Origin of the sequence: Rhizobium sp. SU303, from assembly GCF_021052345.1 — a bacterium.
Classification (GTDB): Bacteria; Pseudomonadota; Alphaproteobacteria; order Rhizobiales; family Rhizobiaceae; genus Rhizobium; species Rhizobium laguerreae.
In genome coordinates this window covers 521077-535801 of record NZ_CP088096.1, presented here as the reverse complement: position 1 = coordinate 535801, position 14725 = coordinate 521077, and the positions used below count along the sequence as shown (strand labels likewise).

Below are 14725 nucleotides of genomic sequence, written 5' to 3'. Positions count from 1 at the left end.
TTCCTGTTCCGGCTGAATCCGGCGAGCACCGGACATTCCAGTACAGCCTGAAGCATTCCTTCAGCACTCAGTCAATGGGATTACGCCTTGCCCTGCATCCGGTGATCGATGGTGCCGGTGATATGGTCCCAGCCAGAAAGCGCAATTTCCGCCACAGCATGGAGTTCGTCGCGATCCGCTCCGTCGCGGGCGCGGATCGCCATCCCACTTTGCACCGTTTGCACGAATCTCGCCAGTTTGGTCGTGTCTGCCGTGGCCTTGAGGTCACCGGCGCTCTTCGCCCTGTCGAAGCGCGCCTTGAGGAGGTCGAAGCCGCCGGCGCGGGTTGCGCGCATGAGTTCGTCCAGTTCGGCATGTCCTTCGCTGCCCACGGTCGCGAGCGTCGCCATGCACCCATGGGGTAGATCGAGATCTCCACCGGTCATGGCGATCGCCGAATCCTGGAGAAAGAGCAGCGCGGCCTGCCTCGCTGTCGAAGCAGCCCTGAAGCGGGTCCAGACCAACCCTTCGTACGTTGTGTAGTAATATTTGAGCGCCTCCGCATAGAGCGCATCCTTCGAGCCGAAGGCCGCATAAAGGCTCTTGGTCCCGATCCCCATTGTTTCCGTCAGGTCCGCAATCGAGGTCGCCTCATAACCCTTGATCCAGAACAGCCGTGTCGCCGCTGCAAGCGCGGCTTGGCGGTCGAATTCCCGCGGGCGCCCGCGTGAGCGGCGGGTCGGCTCTGAGTGGTTGGGGTAGATTGAAACATCATTGTGCATCGACCACTGCATAAATCAGTTGACGACCATTTGCAATGCCGCTACCTATTTATGCATCGATCACTGCATAAAGGAAATGATGATGGAATTGCTTGGAAAGCGTGCCCTGGTGAATGGTGGTTCCCGGGGTATAGGTGCCGCGATCGCGATTGCGCTCGCCGAGAAGGGCGCAGATGTCGCGTTCACCTATCAACGCTCGGCAGACAGGGCTGCATCAGTGGCTCAGACGATCGTGGAAAAAGGCCGGCGCGGGCTTGCCATTCAGGCCGACAGCGCCGACCCGGACGCCATCCGTCGCGCCGTGAGCGAGACGGTGGACACCCTTGGAGGGCTCGATATTCTCGTCAACAGTGCCGGCATCGGAACCGCCGGCATGACCGCGGATCTGGCACTCGCCGACCTGCAGGCCATGCTTGACGTCAACGTTCGCGCGCCCGTCCTCTTCGCTCAGGCGGCGATCCCACATTTGTCATCCGGAGGCCGGATCATCTCGATCGGCTCCTCTCTGGCGGAGCGCGTGCCTTTCCCGGGCGTGACGACTTATGCCATGTCGAAGTCGGCGCTACTGTCCTTCACGCGAGGCCTTTCGCGCGAACTCGGGCCTCACGGCATCACCGTCAATCTTGTTCTCCCCGGCTCAACGGACACGGACATGAACCCGGCCAATGGCGAGAATGCCGATTATCAGCGGAGCCTCACATCGCTCGGCCGGTTTGGCGAGCCCCGCGAAGTCGCCAGCGCCGTCGCGTTTCTGGCAGGTCCAGGTGCAAATCTGATTACGGGTGCAGTTCTCAGTGTAGATGCAGGCTTCAACGCCTGATCTTGGCCTCGCGTTGTCCGGACGTCGTGTCTTACGGCATCCGGCTTTCAGCTCGTATCGCAACTGAACCCTATCCTCTCCGGCGGCTGTCTTCTGTCAGGTCACGAAGTCATACCGCCCGAAGCTTCCGTCACCGGTTTGCTTGATTTCGAGGAGCAGCGCTTCGTCAAACAGCCTATCTCCCGCATTTCTGGCCTCTCCGGGAAAATAGAGTTGAGTGGTGAGGACGCGCCCACCGGGGCGTTGAACCTTGAAATGGAAATGCCGCGTACGGCCGGGATAAAGCGCGGGCACGATAGTGTTGAACCACCAGCGCCCTTGGGAATCGGTGAACTGGTGTCCGCGCAGACGGAAACCCACGCTGTCATAGTCGCCGTTTTCGTCCGCGTGCCAGATTTCGACGAGACTGCCGCCGAGCGGCCGGCAGCGATTGTCGAGCACGAAACCCGCGACGGTTATTCGCTCCCCTCCGGGCGCATCCGGATAGAGATCCCGATTGACCGGTGAGTTCGGCTTGAAGAAGGGACCGGCTTCCCGTTCGAGCGTCAGCTCGTCTTCATTGTCACATGCGGGGGTGAGCGGCAGTTCGGGAGCGGCCTGCGCAAACGCGTTCATTCTCGCTACGTCAATAAGAGGGAGCGTCAGAAAGGCAGTCAGAAGCGAACGTCTGGTGGAAGGCAAGGCTGGCCTCCAAGTGATTTTGTTCTAGGATGATGGCGAATTGGTCCAGGCGGCCTTACCGTAGGCGTTGCGCGGCATTCGCCTGCGCCTCACGGATCAGGCCGGAATACATATTCTCCTTGCCGGGATACCACGGCATCGTGGCGATGGAGCCGAAGCCGGGAATCGTTTCCATATGTGCGACCATACGGGCGCGCATGCGCTCGTCAGGTAGCGGTCCCGTCATCGCCTGGACATTGTCGCTCATGTGGTCGGGGTTGGACGTGCCGCACAGCACGGTGCTGACCGCGGGATGCGCCATGACCCACTTCAGGAAGAACTGCGCCCAGCTGGTCGCCCCGAACTCCTGCGCAAAGCCGGGGAGCGGCTGCCCCTCGACCACCTTCATCAGGCGGGCCTTTTCGAGCGGCAGATTGATCAGGACGCCAACGCCCTTGTCGGCGGCGGCCGGGAGCAGGCGGCGCTCGGCATCGCGGTTGAAGATCGAGTAGTTCGTCTGAATGAAGTCGACCTCGTCGCGCTGGACAATCGCCAATAACTGGTCCTGTGCCACCGACTCGTGATGGGTCACGCCGACATGGCGGATGAGGCCCTCCTTCTTCCAGGCCTTCATCAGCGGGATGACGACTGGCGCATTGGTGATGCTATGGCATTGCATGAGATTGATCGCGGCGCGCCAGGTCCGCATGCGCGATTGCCGAAAGCTTTCGACGGCGTGGCTTTCGTCGCCGAGATATTCCCCTGTCGACCAGATTTTGTTGGCGAGGAACATCTCGTCTGAGCCTTCAAACTCTCCCATAAACTGGCCGACGCTGACTTCGGCCGAGCCGTAGAGCGGCGATGTGTCGACCACGCGACCGCCCGCGGCGACGTACCGTTCGAAGACCTGCCGAAGAGCCTCGCGGCGATCGCCGGGCTTGAGGTCGAAAGTCAGGAAGGTGCCGAGGCCGAGGGCCGTGACACGCTCGCCGGTACGCGGCAAGGTGCGGGTCAGCACGTCCGGGTTTGATCCCGTGGTCGGCGACGCAACATTCGTTTCCTGGGCTTGCGCCGTGGCGTGAGCGGCGAGTGCCAGCCCTGTTGCAGCCGCACCCATCGTGCCGAGGAAGCCGCGCCTATTGATATTCGACTGGTCCATGGGATCTCTCCTGTTTCGTTAAACCGTCAGAACTGCCAGTTGGCGGGAACCCAGGCGTAGCCGCCATCGGTCTTCAGCATCCGGCCAAGACCAGGGAATGGATAGTGGAAGCCAAGCACGGGCATGCGCTCGGCAGCCGCCCTGTCGAAGATGCGCCGACGGGAGGAAAGAGCCGTCTCCTTGTCGCGGTCTGGGCCGGGAAGCCAAGGATTGTCGACATTGACGACAGGGTGATAGGCAAGGTCTGCCGTCAGCAGCAACTGGTCGCTCCCTGAATGGACGAGGAAGGTCGCCATGCCCGGCGTATGCCCGAAGGCGGCGATCGTCGTCAGACCCGGCACGATCTCGGCGCCGGCTTCATAGAGCTCGACATCGTTCATGAACGGCTGGAAGCTGTTCTTGATGTTCGCTGCGAAGCGCAGGCGGAATTCTTCCGGGACCGGCATGTAGGAGAGGTCCGGATCGGTTCGGACGAAGAAGTCCCAGTCTGCCTTCGGAACGAATACAGTGGCGCGGGGAAAGGCCTTGCTGCCGTCTGCGGTTCTCAGATTGCCGACATGGTCGGGATGGGTGTGGGAGATGACGATCGCGTCAACGTCCGAAGGACTGAGGCCGATCGCCGCGAGGTTATCGAAGATGCGCCCGCCATTCGCGCCCATGGTCTTGCCCGCGCCAGCCTCGATCAGAATCCGCCGGCCGCCGGTCTCGATCAGCAGCGTGTTGAGATTGAGCGTCATGTGGTCGGTCGGCAGAAATGCTTGCCGCAGGACCTCCTGAAGCTCGGCTTCCGGCGCGTTGCTTGCATAGACGCGGGGCGGGCCACCAATCACACCATCGCTCAAGACAGTCGCGCTGATGTCGCCAACGCGGAAACGGTAGTGACCAGCATTGCTGCTCACCGAAGACGCGGCCTGCGCGTTGGCCCTGCCAGAGCCACCCAGGCTTGGGATGAGCACGCTTGATGCGCCTGCGACGGCGGACAGCATGATGGCTCGTCGGTTGAGAGTGAAGGCATTCATCGGTTTCCCCTTCTTCATTGGGTGCGCTCCGCTTCGTTTTCCTGGATCGGACATGACCGGCAAAAGGAATTTGCCAGAACGCGAACTTAATCCGCACAACCATGACATGGGACGATTGATCTGATAACCTGCGTTAAGTTTATCAGCTTGATTAGAAATACTTCTCAATGGACCCTATTCGCCTGGACAGCTTCGATGTATTCGTGGCCATCGTGCGCTGTGGCGGTTTCCGCGCCGCAGCACTCGAGCGAGGCGTCTCGTCATCGGCCTTGAGCCAAACGATGAACGCCCTGGAAGAGGCTCTTGGTATCCGGCTCCTCAATCGAACGACGAGGAGCGTGTTCCCGACGGAGGCAGGACAGCGCCTTCTTGAGCGTCTGGCACCTGCGTTGAGCGACATCAGGCTCGCCATAGCGGAGGTCGACGATTTACGGGACAGTCCGTCCGGGACTCTCAGGATCAACGCTCCCGCACCGGCCGTCGATCATTTTCTCTGCCCGCTCGTATTGGACTTCATGGATGCCTATCGCGAGGTGAGGATCGAGATTATTAGCGATGCGGCCGTCATCGATATCGTGGAACAGGGGTTCGACGCCGGTGTCAGGTTCGGTAAGCAGCTGGCGCAGGACATGATTGCGCTGCCGCTTGGACCCGCGCTTCGTTATGCAATCGTCGCTTCACCTGACTATATCGCGAGGTGCGGACGGCCGCAGACGCCGGATGAACTCGGCGACCACGATTGTGTACGGCGTCGTTTCCCGGGTGGCACGCTCGTCACCTGGCGGTTCAACGAGGGCGGCGAAGATATCGAAGTTGCGCCGACGGGCCGCCTGACGGTCAGCTCTGCGCACAATGAACTGCAAGCGGCACTTGCGGGCAGAGGCATCGCCCATGTCTTCGACGACTACGCCAAACCGTATATCCAGAGCGGCCGGCTGGTGGAGCTTCTGTCCGACTGGAGTCCCACCTTGCCACACTGGTTCTTATACTACCCCAGCCGCCGCCTCCCGAGCGCAGCCATGCGTGCATTTCTCGACTACATGAGGAGCTACGACTGGAAGGCGAAGGACGCCCTCGCCCCGTGGTGATTTGGCCGCAGCTTGCGTAGAGGCAAAATCGGAGCTTCTTCTAAATCCGGCGTTGTTCGGCCGCATCGAACTCTCTACGGGCGGCTTCGATGTCTTGCCATGTGTCGCGGATCCAGTCGGTGAATCCGGCGAGCGGCTTGAGCATCGATTTTCCGCGATCGGTCAACTCGTATTCCACTCGCGGCGGCAGTTCGGTGTAATAATGCCGCGTGACCAGCCCATCCCTCTCAAGATTGCGAAGAGTGAGCGTCAGCATACGCTGCGAGATATCGGGAATGCCGCGTCGAAGGGCGCCGAACCGCATGGGCGCATCGGGGGAAAGCGATAGCATCGATACGACAAGAATCGTCCATTTGTCTCCCAGGCGAGCCAGCACGCTGCCGGGGGCGCAAGGGGTCAGAACCGGCCCTTGCGGCGTTTCGATCACGGGTCGGCCGTTTATCTCGCGTGGCATTAAACCTCCGTCAGACATTTCCATTGGTTATCTTCGTGTGCCCGAGGACCAAAATTGTGCCGTCTTGCGCGCATTTTCCAATTGTTCCACATGGTAACTACGTAAGTTACCAAGGAGAACTAACATGTCAAATACGCCGGAGTTTCTCGTGTTCGGAGCGACAGGCCAGCAAGGGGGAGCGGTGACTCGGGCACTGCTCGAAGCAGGCCGCGGAGTTCGCGCCTTCGTTCGCGACCCATACAGCGAAAAGGCCAAGTCTCTTGCCGCGGACGGTGTCAGCCTAGCGGTGGGTGATTTGTTCGATCGCGCATCGATCGACCTCGCGATGAAAGGAATCCGTGGCGTTTTCAGCGTGCAGACGAGCTCCCCGTCGGGATTGCTTACGGATGAACAGGAAGTCGAGCAGGGCAAGTCTGTCGCTGACAGCGCGGTGTCCAATGGCGTTGCTCATCTTGTTTACTCCTCGACCGGAGCTGCCGGGAAGGGCCACACCGGTATGGGTCATTTCGACAGCAAGTCTCGCATCGAGGACTACGTTCGCAGCTTGCCAATCGCCACGACGATCACCCGCCCCGCCAGCTTCATGGAGATGATGATGCTCCCGGGAATGGGTTTGAACACCGGCGTTTTTACCTACTTCATGCGGCCGGATCAGTCGATGCAGATGATAGCACTCCATGACCTTGGTCGCATCAACGCGCAGATACTGTGCGAACCTGATATTTATGCCGGCCAGGTCATCGAGCTATCTGGACAAGACATCACAGGAAAGGATCTACAAGACGCATTCTCGCATGCCGCAGGACGTCCTGTTCGCTACCAGCGGTTTTCCGAGGAATTGTTGAGCGAGAACGACTTTCTGAAACGGCTGACTGCTCTCGTAGACAACGGCGTGGTCGCGGGGATCGCAGACATCGTTGCCCTCGAACGCGAGTTCGGACCCATGTTGAGATTGGGACAGTGGCTTGCCGGTCCAGGAAAAACGTTGTTTGAAAACGCACTCAGCGCGGAACCGTCAAGTATCGGACTGCGATGACGCATGAAACAGCCGGAGGGATCGATCCCTCCGGCAGCGAAAGCTGCGCATGTCATGATTTGAGGCGTTGAAAGAACCAGTGCAGTTACGGCGGCCCCTGCCTTGGACATGGAACGACGATGGAAGAGCATGACATTCCTGCTCTGGATCGACTTCGCCCTCAGGCGGTTGGAAGGGCTACGCTCACAAGATCGGGACTTTGCTTGAGGCCCGGCCTCCGGTACCTCATTTGACGCGCTGCCATTCGATTCTGATTTCAGTGCCTTCCGGCCTGCGGAATTGCTCCGTCATACGATCATCTTCAACAATCAGCCTTAGATCATTGCGTGTTCGCACGCTGCCAACCCAGTTCGGAAACGTAGCCCCTTCGACACGGTTGCCGCTGAATTCTCCCCTCTCATCAACGGTGTAGGTTCCGAAAAACCGATACTGCGTGACATCGCCATGCGATTTTCATCATCTGTCCCCTCACCGCGAACATTGGAAGCAAACCGAGGGATCTCGGCGTCGGTCAGAACTTCCACGAAGTGCATGTCGGGAGTGAAGACGAGAAGACCGTTGGGCTTCTCCCCATAAGCGGCAATATTTTTGCCGCCGGGGTCGATCGTCGCCGACATCATGCGCCAAGTGCCTGCGACCTGGTTTTCTGCGGTCTGCGCGAAGGCAGAAGACGAGATGCTGAAGGCGAGAGCCAAGATAACCGGCCGAATGGACATTTTGTTTCCTTTCCTGTTCATCAGGTCTGTGTTTGCAGGCCGATGTCGCGGCTTAAAGGTCCTGCCGGTCGGCGGAATTCGCCACCTCCCGCTGTGCCTCAAGAGCAGATAGGCGTGCGGAAAGCGCCTTTGAGATAGAGGTATAAGCCGTGCTACCCAGCGCCAGCCGCAATGACGGTGTTTCGCTCTCGGCGGCTGATATGATTGCAGCAACGGTGCGCGCCGCATCTCCCTTGATCTCGAAGGTGCCCTCGGCAATCGCCCGGCGAACGGCTCCGGCAGGGGTTTCATCGTAAGCATCCATCGGTGTCCCACGAACGAGATTGACTCCGAAATTCGTGCCAGTCGGTCCCGGCTCCGCAATGATGAAGTCGATGCCGAAGGGAGCCACTTCCTGTGCGACGGACTCGACGAAGCCTTCGATGCCCCACTTGGTTGCGTGATAGAGGCTGAAGCCCGGATAGGCGATCTGCCCTCCTTCCGACGAGACCTGGACGATCCGTCCCCCACCTTGCTTTCGAAAACGGGGCAGTGCTGCACGGATCAGATGGATGGATCCCGTAAGGTTGGTGGCGATTTGCCGGTCGATCTCTCCATTCGTGAGCTCTTCCGCAGCACCGAACAGGCCGTAGCCGGCATTGCTGACGATCACGTCGATGCGGTCGTGACGCTCGAATGCGCCTTCGACGGCCGAGCTTACACTCTCCGGGTTGACCAGATCGAGCGGAACGACGTCGAGGCGTTCGCCGAAAGCCTGATTGAGTTGCGTCAGCGCCTCCGCGCGGCGGATCGTTGCGACGACCTTGTGTCCCTGGGTGAGCAGCTGTTGCGTCATCTCGAGACCGAGTCCCGAGGAAGCGCCGGTGATAAACCATGTCTTTGGCATGTGAACTCCTTCTGTCCATGCAAATGTAAAACGTCAACTTTGGTGATATAAGATCCTCAATTTGAGATGAGATGGTGAGGATTTTTCACGAGTGGTACGCCCTAGTTTGAACGATCTCGCCGCCTTTGCGGCGGTGGCCAGTCACCAGAGCTTTCGCAGAGCGGCCGACATCATGGGCGTTTCGCGCTCGGCTCTCAGCCACGCGATCATCGGACTGGAGGCAAAACTGGACGTGCGGCTCTTAAACCGGACGACACGCAGCGTGTCGCTGACCCAGGCCGGCGCTCGCCTGCTCGCGCGCCTCGATCCGGTCCTCCAGGAACTCGATCAGGCGCTCGATACTTTGTCGGAGGAACGCGGCACCCCGAGCGGCACACTGCGGATTAATGCAAACAAGAGCGGCTCGCGCATCCTCCTCGCAGAGGTCGTGCCACGCTTTCTGGATCTCTATCCCGACGTCGAGCTTGATCTGGTTTCAGAAGGCCGGCTCGTCGATATCGTGGAACAGGGTTTCGATGCCGGAATACGCCTGCTGGAAACCGTCCCGAAAGACATGGTCGCGGTGAAGTTCGGTGGCGACGTGCGTTTCATCGCCGTGGCGGCGCCTTCCTATCTGGACGGGAAAGCAAGACCGCACACGCCCGACGATCTTTATGCGCATTGCTGCGTCCGCCAACGTTTGCCGAGCGGAAAGCGCTATCGCTGGGAGTTTTCCAAACGCGGCGCCGAAGTCGCGATCGATGTGCCGGGCAACCTCACACTCGATGACAATGATCTTCTGGTGCAGGCGGCGGCGGACGGGCGCGGTATCGCCTATGTCCCGGAATACTTCGCCCAGCCGTTTCTGGGGTCCGGTCAGCTGGTGACCGTGCTTGATGACTGGTGCCCGCCGACGCCTGGTTTGGCCCTCTATTACCCGCGCAGCCGGCACGTCCCATCCCCGCTTCGGGCCTTCATCGACCTCTTGCGAGAGGTGGACAGAACACGATGAGGGGACGACGGTGAATGGCATCCGCCCCCTCAGATGGATGTGGTAGACCCGCGGCACCCATCGCTTTTAGCCCTTTCGCATTGCGGATGCTCGCCGGGTATGTCAGGGCGTCGATGGCTTGCGCCGCAAGATCATGCCGCCATGGTGCAACGTGTTGGCATCGACGAAATCGCCGTCGGCAGTGAAGCCCGTGTCATCCCAGTACTCGATATGCGTTCCGTCGACTTCATAGCGGCCCTCATAGGCTCGCTCACGCTGACCGCGGGCCTCGACATAGCGTCCGCTTGGCAGAAGTTCATGGCGAACACGGTTGTCGTCGGTGACCCACATGCCAACGTAGGGGTGGTTCGGCTGCAAATTTGTCTCCTGTGCTTCTGCGGGTTGAAACGAAAGTGTGGCCGCTGTGATGAGTGCTGCAAATGGCTGTCGCATGGTCGGGCTCCGTTAAGCGTTACCGTTCTCAGTTTGGAGGGGATCGCGCGTTGGTCATTGGGAACGTGGGGCGTTGTTGTCGACGACCTGCTGATAGGCAACGAGGTCCAGGAAGGCTTCCGCGTTGACAACGAGGCCATCCTTCATCTTGAAGATCCAGACAAACTGGTTGCGATAAGGTGCGCCCGACGTCGTGGTCGCCGTCCCGTCGAAGCGGATAATGATGGTGTCGCCGTCGGCAAAGATGTCGTGCACCTCGGGCACGACCGGCGACGCAAGGCGACTGGTCAGAGGGCGCGATGCCTGTTCGATAAAATCCTTCTGGTTGCGATAGGTGCCGGCAACCGGTCCGGAGCCGTGGATCGTCCAGACGACGTCGGGAGCGAGAAGTTCCGCGAAGACATAGGTACCCCCGCGCCATTTTTCGAAGGCGGCTTCGACGATAGCCTTGTTCCGTTGCTCCATTGCGGCACTGTGCGGAGCCTGCATCTGCGTTGCTGCGGTGTTGGCAATGGCTGGGCCCGGCAGGGCGGGCGACAGCAATGCCAGTGTGATCAGAGCCGTTCGGCTTGCGCCGGCAATCCGGTTGTATGTCGGGAGAATGGTCATGGTATCGGTCCTTTCCTGTTGCTGAGTGCTTGATGGGACCTGTCGACCGACACTGAAGCTGAGCGCACCGTCGACAGGCCTCAACGGCGAAACTCGCAAGCCCGAGCGTCCAAGAAGTTTATATTGATCAAGCGTCATATCGCTGTCTCCTGGTTGCGAGATCCAAGATAGACGCGCCAAGGAGAGCGAACAATTTGCCCAATGATGACCACTATGGTAACTAATTCTAACCAATGGCGATCGATCTGAATGGCATCTCTGTTTTCCTGGCAGTCGCCGAAGCGCGGAGCTTTCGCTTGGCCGCGGAGAATTTGGGCGTGACAAGGCCCGCCGTCAGCCAGACCATCCGGCGTCTCGAAGATCGGCTGGGTGTGGCGCTCGTACAGCGCACCACGCGCAGTGTCAGTCTCACAGAGGCCGGCGAACGACTGTATCAGCGGGTGGCGCCGGCTATTTCCGAAGTCGGACTGGCGCTCGACGCGACGGCGGACCGCGACAACGCACCGAGCGGACTGTTGAGGCTGGCGGTGTCATCCATCGCCGAGCAGTTCATCTCAGGGCCGCTTCTGGCGCGTTTCGCGGACGCATTTCCTGCCGTTCAGGTTGACGTGACCGTCACGGACGAGGAATTCGACATTGTCGCGGAAGGCTATGACGCGGGGGTACGTTTGGGCGAAGTCATCGATCAGGACATGATTGCGGTTCCGGTCTCGGGCGAGCAGCGCCAGGGCGCCTTCGCTGCGCCGTCCTATATCGAACGTTTCGGCAAGCCTGAACATCCCTCGGAGCTCTCCGCGCATCGTTGTATCGGCTGGCGTCCAGCGCCACACAGCGCGCCCTATCGGTGGGAATTCGGCCAGCATGGGCGTGAGTTCGACGTGGCTGTCGCCCCCCAGATCACCACCAACGACATGTGGCTTATGATCAGAATAGCATGTGCCGGCGGCGGCATCACCTTCGGGATGGAGGACACCTTCAAGCCCTATGTCGAATCTGGTCAGTTGGTCCCTCTCCTTCAGGAGTATTGCCCTCCGTTTGCCGGTTTTTTTCTTTACTACCCCAGTCGGCGCAATCTTGCTCCGAAGCTTCGGGCACTCATCGACCATGTGAAGCGGTGGCGATAGCATCTGACCGTGAGATAGCCGTCCTGACAGGCATTGCCCGGCTGGCCGGGTCGACGCGGAACCGCGGGGAGAGGCTACCTTGAAGCTGTGGTCGCATCGAGGATGACCGCCTGGATTCCCGCTCCATCGCGTCGCTTTCGTCGAAGACGGCCGTCATTAAAGTCGCGCCCTCAATCCGAACAAGCGCGTCGGTCGCGAGTTCTTCAGCTATCTCGCTTGGCAGCACCCTTGCGAGTATGGCCGTAAGGTGATCCCTCAGAGACAGGAAGAAGATGCGCACCGCTTCCTTGGCGGCAGGCGTTTCGTCATCCACCCCGTAGGCAAGATGCAAGCCCACGCAGCGCTTTCGATGGGCCAGATTCTGAGCGATGTCCCGGATTTTGTCAGCATATATCTCGAGCCACGACCGGTCATCCGACGCGCCTTCCAGCACCGTCTCCCGTAACGTCATGTCGAGATTGCCAATCGCCTCGTGCATTCCGACCTGGTCATCCTTGACGAGCTCGGTTACTGCCGTTCAGCGCTTCAGGCGGCGCATTGCTCTTCCACCTGCTAAGCAAACTCTACGAACGCACCAGTGTCATCATCACGACCAACCTCAGCTTCAGCGAGTGGGCGAGTGTCTTCGGCGATGCAAAAATGACCACCGCGCTGCTTGACCGGCTCACACATCATTGCCACATCCTGGAAACCGGCAACGACAGCTTCCGCTTCAAGAACAGTTCAGCGCATGAGCCAAAATCGACAAAGGAGAAACCTAAGACCTTGACCACCACAACGGACCCGAACAATACCTAAGAGGCGGGTTACTTCTCAGTGCAAATCCCGGGTCAACTCTCAGCGCAAATCAACACTCAAACGGGCCTATCTTTATCTCGTGAGAGTGCCAACCATTCGATTGACGCCGCCCCAATATTCCTTGTGCATGGTTTCAGCTGCCTCCGAGATTGCCAGCTTCCAGGCAGGTCCGCGATTCCATGCCTCTTCCACGGCATCAGCCAGTGAAGGCCCGTGGCCGGTGACCGGCAGGGCGTCGAATAGCATTCCTGCCTGTCTCAGGTCTTTATCCCGTTTGGCTTGGCCGCCAGCGTCATTTTGGCGGCGACCGGCAACGATAAGCTTATGCACTGCATACCTGCAAGGATCAGGGATGACCACCGAGATGCCGGCACCATGTAGCAGGATCGAACGAACGGGATCACGGATCAAGAAATCCATGAACCTTAGCGGTTCGGCTGACGCGCCGCCGAGAGCGGGCATGTTGGCGGGTTTGTCAGAATATTCTTCAGCTCCTCTGTTCGTCGTCATGAATTCGACCCGGTAGCCGGTTTGATTCCGGAAGGCATGAGATCGAGGGCTACCACTGATGTGCGGCACGGCCCGGAACGTTGGATCAAGCCCTTTCAGGAGATCGAGGATCGGCGGCAGTGAATCCGCTACTTCGGCAGAGATCGCGAAATCCTGGGCTAGGTCTGCATCACCTGTTAGGATCGCCGCCGAGGGCAGACGGATGCCGAGATATGCTGAGTAGCATTGAAAAGCGACAGTGCCGATGAGAACACCGCGCAGCCGGAAGAGACCGGCCTTGGCAAGCGCTTGTACGACATCGCCGGTAAAGCGATCAGGAGCAATCAAACCGGCTTCCCGCGTCAGCGTGGAAACGAACTTGCGGCGTGCCTTATAGTCCGACTTCTCGCCCTTGAAGGTTTCGACCCGTTCCGAAATCACGGGATCGTCGGCAGGCCCGACATACCGGCGCTTCTGCCCGCCCTCACCGTCGGGTTGGTCGAAATACCAATAGCGCCGACCATCGACTGCCACCGGCACAAATCTACCCGACGGGGGGAAGTCTTCCGCCCAATCGTCATCGAATGCCCGTTGCTGAAGTTCCGCGACCATGGTCCGGAACATGAGATCAATCTGCTTGATCACGGCGGCCTCTATATTGTTTTCACAAATCTAGTATAGACACTGTCTTTGAGCAAGCGGTAGTCGGTACTACCCTGGGGCACTGCCCCCACCTTCACGACACGAATACCGGGCTCCCGGCCAAGGCAGGGATATGCTCAATCTAACACTTGTCACTATCCAAAGGCCTCTCTATATTGTTTTCGCAAATCTAATATAGTGAATCAGTTGAAACGCTCCTCCTTACTGTCTGCGTTTATAAGTTCGCTCCGCTCACATACTGGCCTCTCGGGACCGGATTGCAAAAAAATCAGAGGGGTCAAGTGATCGCGCCTCCAAGAATTCCTCGGTTTAGGAGCGCAGCAAGGTTGTCAGCATTTCATACTCAGGCAGCTCATTGAGCAAGTCGCACGCCTTGAACCGAACCGAACCGGCGACCCTAGCATTCTTCCTATTCTAGTGGCGTCCTAAGATGCTGTAAAAGTTAGTTTTTGAGGCGTAAGCAGATTTATGGAACTAGGTTGTTCCCCCGACAATGCGGTATGCATGGCGGTTTGCCTGGTAGGAAGTGCGGGCGATCACGATTCTTGTTCAATCAACAGAAACAAAACGAAGCCGACGGTGACGCCGCTGTGAAGTGACGCGGAACGTCGACATCTGCCCGACCTGTGGTGGCGCATCGTTCCTGAAGGCGGCCGACAGGGTGGTCCAGGTGTTGGAGCACGTGCCGGCGTCGGTTAAGATTGTCCGCCATGTCGAAAAGCGCATGATCTGCAGGGATGGCGATACGACGGTAGCTGGCGAGATGCCTACCCTGCCGATCGAGCGCGGCAAACCCGGGCCGGGACTGCTCGCCCATATCATGATCGCTAAATTCGACGATCACATTCCCCTCTATCGCCTATCCGAGATGTACGAGCGGTTAGGGATAGACATCTCGCGATCCGTAATGGCTGACTGGGTCGGTCGCGCATCCAGTCTGCTAGCTCCTCTCGTCTCGGCTACTAGGGCCCATAGTGCCTCCCTCCATTCTAACGAAAATAATGCACCATCAAATGCCGG

The 14725-nt window shown here is 59.2% G+C and carries 15 protein-coding genes and 3 pseudogenes; 7 read left to right on the top strand and 11 right to left on the bottom strand.

The window, feature by feature from the left end; translation table 11 throughout:
- Positions 1–80: 80 nt before the first annotated feature.
- A complete protein-coding gene (locus tag RlegSU303_RS27140) occupies positions 81–761 on the bottom strand; it encodes a TetR/AcrR family transcriptional regulator (protein ID WP_231283863.1) in 681 nt (226 codons plus the stop codon).
- 79 nt (positions 762–840) lie between these two features.
- On the opposite strand from RlegSU303_RS27140, the gene RlegSU303_RS27135 reads away from it, so the two are divergent.
- Positions 841–1581 (top strand): SDR family NAD(P)-dependent oxidoreductase, encoded by a 741-nt coding sequence (locus RlegSU303_RS27135; protein WP_131719938.1) that lies wholly within the window; start codon positions 841–843, stop codon positions 1579–1581.
- 96 nt (positions 1582–1677) lie between these two features.
- Here the strand turns inward: RlegSU303_RS27135 and RlegSU303_RS27130 are convergent, their stop codons facing one another.
- Genes RlegSU303_RS27130 through RlegSU303_RS27120 form a run of 3 tightly spaced genes read right to left on the bottom strand, consistent with a single transcriptional unit; the run spans position 1678 to position 4419 of the window.
- Positions 1678–2262: a dioxygenase family protein gene (locus tag RlegSU303_RS27130; protein ID WP_131622125.1), complete on the bottom strand. Its 585-nt coding sequence runs from the start codon at positions 2260–2262 to the stop codon at positions 1678–1680.
- 55 nt (positions 2263–2317) lie between these two features.
- Positions 2318–3400, bottom strand: coding sequence for an aldo/keto reductase (locus RlegSU303_RS27125; protein ID WP_131622123.1), 1083 nt, complete (start codon positions 3398–3400; stop codon positions 2318–2320).
- 26 nt (positions 3401–3426) lie between these two features.
- The gene (locus RlegSU303_RS27120; protein WP_131622228.1) at positions 3427–4419 is read right to left on the bottom strand and encodes an MBL fold metallo-hydrolase; all 993 of its coding nucleotides are present in this window, start codon (positions 4417–4419) and stop codon (positions 3427–3429) included.
- A gap of 167 nt (positions 4420–4586) precedes the next feature.
- On the opposite strand from RlegSU303_RS27120, the gene RlegSU303_RS27115 reads away from it, so the two are divergent.
- Positions 4587–5507, top strand: coding sequence for a LysR family transcriptional regulator (locus RlegSU303_RS27115; protein ID WP_131622121.1), 921 nt, complete (start codon positions 4587–4589; stop codon positions 5505–5507).
- A 40-nt stretch (positions 5508–5547) separates the two neighbouring features.
- On the opposite strand, the gene RlegSU303_RS27110 is transcribed toward RlegSU303_RS27115, so the two are convergent.
- Positions 5548–5961, bottom strand: coding sequence for a winged helix-turn-helix transcriptional regulator (locus tag RlegSU303_RS27110; RefSeq protein WP_131719944.1), 414 nt, complete (start codon positions 5959–5961; stop codon positions 5548–5550).
- Between the two features lie 124 nt (positions 5962–6085).
- On the opposite strand from RlegSU303_RS27110, the gene RlegSU303_RS27105 reads away from it, so the two are divergent.
- Positions 6086–6997 (top strand): NmrA/HSCARG family protein, encoded by a 912-nt coding sequence (locus RlegSU303_RS27105; protein WP_131719939.1) that lies wholly within the window; start codon positions 6086–6088, stop codon positions 6995–6997.
- A gap of 225 nt (positions 6998–7222) precedes the next feature.
- On the opposite strand, the pseudogene RlegSU303_RS27100 reads toward RlegSU303_RS27105, so the two are convergent.
- Positions 7223–7713, bottom strand: a pseudogene (locus RlegSU303_RS27100) (lipocalin-like domain-containing protein).
- Positions 7714–7765: 52 nt separating this feature from the next.
- The gene (locus tag RlegSU303_RS27095) at positions 7766–8599 is read right to left on the bottom strand and encodes an SDR family oxidoreductase (RefSeq protein ID WP_131622114.1); all 834 of its coding nucleotides are present in this window, start codon (positions 8597–8599) and stop codon (positions 7766–7768) included.
- A gap of 91 nt (positions 8600–8690) precedes the next feature.
- On the opposite strand from RlegSU303_RS27095, the gene RlegSU303_RS27090 reads away from it, so the two are divergent.
- Entirely contained in the window at positions 8691–9590 is a 900-nt protein-coding gene (locus tag RlegSU303_RS27090) for a LysR family transcriptional regulator (RefSeq protein ID WP_131627650.1), read from the top strand.
- 102 nt (positions 9591–9692) lie between these two features.
- Here the strand turns inward: RlegSU303_RS27090 and RlegSU303_RS27085 are convergent, their stop codons facing one another.
- Both RlegSU303_RS27085 and RlegSU303_RS27080 read right to left on the bottom strand, forming a co-directional pair.
- Positions 9693–10022, bottom strand: a complete 330-nt coding sequence (locus RlegSU303_RS27085; protein WP_131622110.1) for an Atu4866 domain-containing protein — start codon at positions 10020–10022, stop codon at positions 9693–9695.
- Positions 10023–10076: 54 nt separating this feature from the next.
- Complete coding sequence (locus tag RlegSU303_RS27080) at positions 10077–10631, bottom strand: nuclear transport factor 2 family protein (RefSeq protein WP_131622108.1); 555 nt, start codon at positions 10629–10631, stop codon at positions 10077–10079.
- A 233-nt stretch (positions 10632–10864) separates the two neighbouring features.
- Between RlegSU303_RS27080 and RlegSU303_RS27075 the strand changes: the two genes are divergently transcribed.
- Positions 10865–11755, top strand: a complete 891-nt coding sequence (locus tag RlegSU303_RS27075; RefSeq protein WP_131622106.1) for a LysR family transcriptional regulator — start codon at positions 10865–10867, stop codon at positions 11753–11755.
- Here RlegSU303_RS27075 and RlegSU303_RS27070 read toward each other — a convergent pair.
- A complete protein-coding gene (locus RlegSU303_RS27070) occupies positions 11727–12233 on the bottom strand; it encodes a hypothetical protein (RefSeq protein ID WP_131622104.1) in 507 nt (168 codons plus the stop codon). The genes RlegSU303_RS27075 and RlegSU303_RS27070 overlap by 29 nt on opposite strands.
- Here RlegSU303_RS27070 and RlegSU303_RS27065 point away from each other — a divergent pair.
- A pseudogene (locus tag RlegSU303_RS27065) lies at positions 12210–12553 on the top strand (ATP-binding protein); the annotation flags it as partial. The gene RlegSU303_RS27070 and the pseudogene RlegSU303_RS27065 sit on opposite strands and share 24 nt — an antisense overlap.
- Positions 12554–12625: 72 nt before the next feature.
- On the opposite strand, the gene RlegSU303_RS27060 reads toward RlegSU303_RS27065, so the two are convergent.
- Complete coding sequence (locus RlegSU303_RS27060; RefSeq protein WP_231283901.1) at positions 12626–13684, bottom strand: nucleotidyltransferase family protein; 1059 nt, start codon at positions 13682–13684, stop codon at positions 12626–12628.
- Positions 13685–14321: 637 nt separating this feature from the next.
- Between RlegSU303_RS27060 and RlegSU303_RS27055 the strand changes: the two are divergent.
- Positions 14322–14690, top strand: a pseudogene (locus RlegSU303_RS27055) (IS66 family transposase); the annotation flags it as partial.
- Positions 14691–14725: the final 35 nt, after the last annotated feature.

Bases quoted from the DNA above. Each gene is read 5' to 3' on its own strand.
- RlegSU303_RS27105 (WP_131719939.1), top strand. From the start codon at position 6,086: ATGTCAAATACGCCGGAGTTTCTCGTGTTCGGAGCGACAGGCCAGCAA.
- RlegSU303_RS27135 (WP_131719938.1), top strand. From the start codon at position 841: ATGATGGAATTGCTTGGAAAGCGTGCCCTGGTGAATGGTGGTTCCCGG.
- RlegSU303_RS27140 (WP_231283863.1), bottom strand. From the start codon at position 761: ATGCACAATGATGTTTCAATCTACCCCAACCACTCAGAGCCGACCCGC.
- RlegSU303_RS27095 (WP_131622114.1), bottom strand. From the start codon at position 8,599: ATGCCAAAGACATGGTTTATCACCGGCGCTTCCTCGGGACTCGGTCTC.
- RlegSU303_RS27110 (WP_131719944.1), bottom strand. From the start codon at position 5,961: ATGCCACGCGAGATAAACGGCCGACCCGTGATCGAAACGCCGCAAGGG.
- RlegSU303_RS27080 (WP_131622108.1), bottom strand. From the start codon at position 10,631: ATGACCATTCTCCCGACATACAACCGGATTGCCGGCGCAAGCCGAACG.
- RlegSU303_RS27115 (WP_131622121.1), top strand. From the start codon at position 4,587: ATGGACCCTATTCGCCTGGACAGCTTCGATGTATTCGTGGCCATCGTG.
- RlegSU303_RS27075 (WP_131622106.1), top strand. From the start codon at position 10,865: ATGGCGATCGATCTGAATGGCATCTCTGTTTTCCTGGCAGTCGCCGAA.
- RlegSU303_RS27125 (WP_131622123.1), bottom strand. From the start codon at position 3,400: ATGGACCAGTCGAATATCAATAGGCGCGGCTTCCTCGGCACGATGGGT.
- RlegSU303_RS27085 (WP_131622110.1), bottom strand. From the start codon at position 10,022: ATGCGACAGCCATTTGCAGCACTCATCACAGCGGCCACACTTTCGTTT.
- RlegSU303_RS27120 (WP_131622228.1), bottom strand. From the start codon at position 4,419: ATGAATGCCTTCACTCTCAACCGACGAGCCATCATGCTGTCCGCCGTC.
- RlegSU303_RS27070 (WP_131622104.1), bottom strand. From the start codon at position 12,233: ATGCACGAGGCGATTGGCAATCTCGACATGACGTTACGGGAGACGGTG.